General features: G+C 33.8%; 3 protein-coding genes. 2 read left to right on the top strand and 1 reads right to left on the bottom strand.

Going from position 1 to position 2,802, the window contains the following annotated elements; all coding sequences use genetic code 11:
- Window positions 1–203: 203 nt before the first annotated feature.
- Complete coding sequence (locus CN601_RS21895) at window positions 204–413, bottom strand: hypothetical protein (protein WP_098172355.1); 210 nt, start codon at window positions 411–413, stop codon at window positions 204–206.
- A gap of 719 nt (window positions 414–1,132) precedes the next feature.
- On the opposite strand from CN601_RS21895, the gene CN601_RS27925 reads away from it, so the two are divergent.
- Entirely contained in the window at window positions 1,133–2,389 is a 1,257-nt protein-coding gene (locus CN601_RS27925; protein WP_306659840.1) for an excalibur calcium-binding domain-containing protein, read from the top strand.
- A gap of 171 nt (window positions 2,390–2,560) precedes the next feature.
- Window positions 2,561–2,761, top strand: coding sequence for a hypothetical protein (locus CN601_RS27705; RefSeq protein ID WP_257131784.1), 201 nt, complete (start codon window positions 2,561–2,563; stop codon window positions 2,759–2,761).
- Window positions 2,762–2,802: the final 41 nt, after the last annotated feature.

Raw genomic sequence — 2,802 nt, 5'->3', positions numbered from 1 at the left:
GTAGAACGTCGCCTGGTAAATCAAAAACATCAGCTATTAGGCTGATGTTTTTTTGTATGTTTGCTTATTTTTAATTTGGCTCTGTTAAATTAAAATGTTGATATTTGAAATAAAAAAGAGGTTGTCTAATTAGACAACCTTTTGAAACGCTTAATCAACTAATGCAATGCGTTATTGCATAGCTTACTTTTTTATTTTTTTATTTACAGTTGTTTACTATTAATAAAAAGTACTGCAATGATCACGAACATTCCAAGGCCGAAGAATAACATAAACAATAAAGTTAATAATGAAGTGTTCTTAGACAAAGGTTCAATGTGAGTACGAACAATGTAATAATTTGTTACAAGTTTACTACTAACTATCATTATTAAAGTTGGTATAAAGTAGATAAAGAATTTTTTTAGTTTCATACATTTACCTCTTATTAATTAGCACAAGAAGGCATTTCAATCTTCTTATCTTCGCATATTTATTTTATGAGACAACAAAAAAGAGAGCATCGTGGCAATCCAATGGAGAAAAGAAATCATTATCATAAGAATTCCTACACCTAAGTCGTCTGTTGAATATGGATTTGGGAAAATGCTGAATATAATTAGCTGAAATAACATAATTCCAGTCATTGCAGGGAAAAGTGGAATATAAAATATAAATTTCCATATACCAAGTGATAATCTTGTGTTTATAAATGTGTAGAGTGGTATCAGGAGGAGAGTAACTATAATAATTCCACCTCCGTTTATCCAATTGTCGTGTGTATATAATGCTGCTAACCAAATTTCACTTATCATTGTATAAAGAAAGAATAATAAACAAAAACACAAAAAGTGTATTATTTTTACTTTGGTTATCGTGAAACCTTTCATTTGAAGGACATTTCCTTTCAATAAAATTCGATCATGTTGTTCAACTATTGCATGCGTTAGTTCAATAAGAAAAAAAGAATCTTCAATTTTTGAAAATCCTTTTTTTCATTTCCGATATTCATTTTTGGGTTAATTTGATAATTAATAACCTAGTTGTAACTGTATAGTCGGTTTTTTTTATGCTTATGAAAAGTTTTCATCGAAAGCGCTTTTAGTTCATGATACACTTAATGGCGAATGAAAAAGAGATAGGGGAAAAATACATGAAATGGACAAAACCATTCTTAGCAGGTATCATCGCACTATCAGCGTTCAGCACAACTGCTCACGCTGAAACAACAAAGCCGGTAAACACGGTCGCAACAGCAACTTCAGAGGAAGTTGACACAACACCACCAGGTGATGTAAAAGATTTAACATACACAGTATACAACGATGCGATTTATATCGAATTTGTTGGACCAGACGACCCAGATTACAAAGGAATTGCAGTATACGATCAAAATGGTAAATGGATTGAAGATGTCGATAAAGAGGACAGTTGGTTCTACTTAGACGGCTTAAAACGAAACACGAACTACACGCTATATTTCTATACATACGATGTAAATGGAAACGAGCAAGACGATGAACACGGTGTATATTTTGAGTTCAAAACGGATAACGACTCAACACCACCAAAACAACCAACAAAGTTTACCGCAAAACGTGTTGGCAACAACATCGTTTACAGTTGGATAAATCCAACGGATAAAGATTTTTATGGCATGGTTTTAACTCTACCGAACAAAAAAGTTGTGACACTTGAAGACGGGGAAAAAAGTTACACGTATAAATCAGCAAACTTCACAACTGTTCAAACTGCTTCACTAGTTGCAGAAGATGAGAACGGAAACAAGGCAAAAGCGGTTGTGTTAAATTGGGATGACCCAAAACGCGCACCAATTGAGGCAAAAAACGTAACTTATAAAGATGTAAATGGTGTGATTACGGTTAATTTTACGCCAGCAAACGAATACGACTATAGTTACACACTAGTGACGTTACCAAACGGTAAAACCACAAAAGTCCTAAAAGGAAAGAATAGTTTCACATACAACGGCACAACAGTCGTTGGTAAACCGTATTCATTCACGTTCAAAAGCGTTGATACACTTGGTAACAAATCAAAAGGGTTCAAATCAACATTCACACCAAAAGCCATCACATTCAATTTAACAATGAGAACACGTTCAACGGTGACGCTTCGCACGACTGCAAGTGCTACTGGTACAAAAGTAGTGACGGTAGCAAGTAGCAAAAACGTCAAAATGCTGTCAAAAGGTTACGGACCAAAACGTGAGTATGCATACGTACAGTATGGAACGAAAAAAGGGTATGTACTGAGCAGCTCATTACTTGAGTATTTCGCAAATTGTACCGATTTACGTAAGAAATACCCAAAAGGTGTACCTAGTACCCACCAAGCATATCAAACGAAGTTAGACCGTGATAAAGACAAGTACGCTTGTGAAAACTAATCAGAAACAAGAGACGAAGGAATCGTTCCGTCTCTTGTTTTCGTTTCATGGCAGTGGCATAAATAAAAATCAGTTATTAGGAGTAAATGATGAAAAAACTTACTTGTCCTTGTTGTGGTTATAAGACATTAAATGAGCGTGATATTATTATGAAACTTGTAAAGTATGCAAATGGATGATGAAATACAATCTTATAAACCTGACACTTGCGGACCGAATAAAGTAACTTTAGGAGAAGCTCAAAAGAATTTTAAAGAAATTGGAAGAGCAGATAAAATAAATTATCATTCAAAAGGTGAGGCAAGAATAAAGATGAAAAAGATAAAAACTGGAAGCCTTTTGCTGAAATATAATTATTCCTTATGCAACTAACGCATGAGTTAGTTGCATAAAGTCATTATTTATTTTTATTA

It is taken from the genome of Bacillus sp. AFS017336 (genome assembly GCF_002555445.1).
Taxonomy (GTDB): Bacteria; Bacillota; Bacilli; order Bacillales; family Bacillaceae_G; genus Gottfriedia.
This window is presented reverse-complemented; position numbering and strand designations above follow the sequence as displayed.

What these genes read in the sequence shown, in the direction of transcription:
- CN601_RS27705 (WP_257131784.1), top strand. Translation starts at nt 2,561, where the DNA reads ATGGATGATGAAATACAATCTTATAAACCTGACACTTGCGGACCGAAT.
- CN601_RS21895 (WP_098172355.1), bottom strand. Translation starts at nt 413, where the DNA reads ATGAAACTAAAAAAATTCTTTATCTACTTTATACCAACTTTAATAATG.
- CN601_RS27925 (WP_306659840.1), top strand. Translation starts at nt 1,133, where the DNA reads ATGAAATGGACAAAACCATTCTTAGCAGGTATCATCGCACTATCAGCG.